Origin of the sequence: Mesobacillus sp. (assembly GCF_049588175.1) — a bacterium.
Classification (GTDB): domain Bacteria; phylum Bacillota; class Bacilli; order Bacillales; family Cytobacillaceae; genus Mesobacillus.
In genome coordinates this window covers 1-1,561 of the sequence record NZ_JBAVFI010000458.1, presented here as the reverse complement: position 1 = coordinate 1,561, position 1,561 = coordinate 1, and the positions used below count along the sequence as shown (strand labels likewise).

At 35.0% G+C, this 1,561-nt stretch carries 2 protein-coding genes; one reads left to right on the top strand and one right to left on the bottom strand.

The window, feature by feature from the left end:
- Nucleotides 1-32: 32 nt before the first annotated feature.
- The gene (locus WB217_RS11205) at nucleotides 33-527 is read right to left on the bottom strand and encodes a hypothetical protein (RefSeq protein WP_423993311.1); all 495 of its coding nucleotides are present in this window, start codon (nucleotides 525-527) and stop codon (nucleotides 33-35) included.
- A 258-nt stretch (nucleotides 528-785) separates the two neighbouring features.
- Here WB217_RS11205 and WB217_RS11200 point away from each other — a divergent pair.
- Nucleotides 786-1,561 (top strand): hypothetical protein (locus WB217_RS11200; RefSeq protein WP_423993310.1); only part of this gene is annotated, 776 nt, incomplete at its 3' end.

The window sequence follows — 1,561 nt, the reverse complement described above, 5'->3', positions numbered from 1 at the left end:
ATCAAAGACCTTGCAAATTGATATACATAGGATTATAAACCTGTCTGATTCTGATAATAATACAATACGCTTAGCTTGAAATGATCTACGACCTGAAGTTGTTCGTAGAAAACTTTATACTGTTCTTGATACTCTAACAGAAATGAATAGTTGGGATGTTTAATAAAGAAATTATTCTGTAAATCTATTATCTCTCCTGATTTCAGTCTCCTTCCACATAACACTTTTCCTCCAAGTCGATACGCTTTGTAAAAATAGATTTCTATATCATAGGCGAAGTCTTGCTCCTCAACTTCTTTAATAAAAATATGATTGAAGTTGTTTTCTATCTTTTCTATGTCTTCAAAAGCATTGTGTTCAATCAACTCGAGACTCCTATCTATCAATTGTTGAGCTAGACCAGGCTGTTTTTCTGACTTAACCGCATCCAAAACGCATTCATATACATATAAAACATAAAATACAATGGGTCTAGCTAAAACATTGTTTGCCTCTATCATTTGTTGTGCACGAATATTTAGTTCCATATAAACTTCACCTTTATGTACAAAAATTTTAAACGTTAATTAAATGTCTTAAGCTGTGGGTTTCTACATTCATTTTCTAATGGTAAGACCCTATAACTTTAGCAAAAGTAAAAACAGCTTGCTAGCCTTAAAAAAATTTAACTTTATCCCCTTTTCTACATAGCCATTCTACTACACAGCACATTTAAAGGAGTTCTATACCCTTATAGTGGGTAAACAAAAAGCAGGATCAAATTTTAATAAAGAGGTGATTAATTTATGAAGTCCGATTACCCGATTTTAAATACATCAAAAATGTCGAAAAGGATTTTGCCTCTTGCCGCTATTGGTATCGCTGGGACACTCTATGCTGCTTCTGTTAATCGACGGAAGAAAACGGCTTCAATCTCTCATTCTCGAATTATGGATTTTATAGAACAAAAGCCTACAAGTATTACAGTTGCCTGGCCAGAGAGTGGTGGCCGGTATCGTGTGTACCGCGATCATAAACTCATTTATAATGGACCTGCCACAAAATTGATGGACCGAAACCTTATTCCAGGGACGCTTTATACTTACTCAATTGAAAAATTGGACGAGAATGAAAATGTCATCGAAATATTGAAAATCCAGACAAGCACTGCTGTTGATTTTAAAGAAAGAGAGAATGTCCTTCAGGATCTTATCATGACTTCTGTTGTTGCTAATAATCAGGTCAGTCTTGAGTGGGAACCAATTGAGGGTGTAACTGAGTACACTATCTTTAAAAATGGTGTGCAAATGAAAACAATTGACTGCTGTTCTTATACTGATGATGATTTGAAACCTAATGAGGAAATTATTTATACGATAAAAGCAAAAAGACCTCTGCAGCGTTCAGATCAAATCAAGTGGGAAATCAAATCGTTAGTCGCTCATGCTGTAGGTGCCATGAAGAAGGATTCTTCCACTGAAATGGCTGCTAAAGAAGAATTTTCGATTACAAAAAAGATTGGTCCACTCAACCAGCTATTAAAACCAGCCGCTGCAAAATCAAAAGATAATAAGGAAGGACT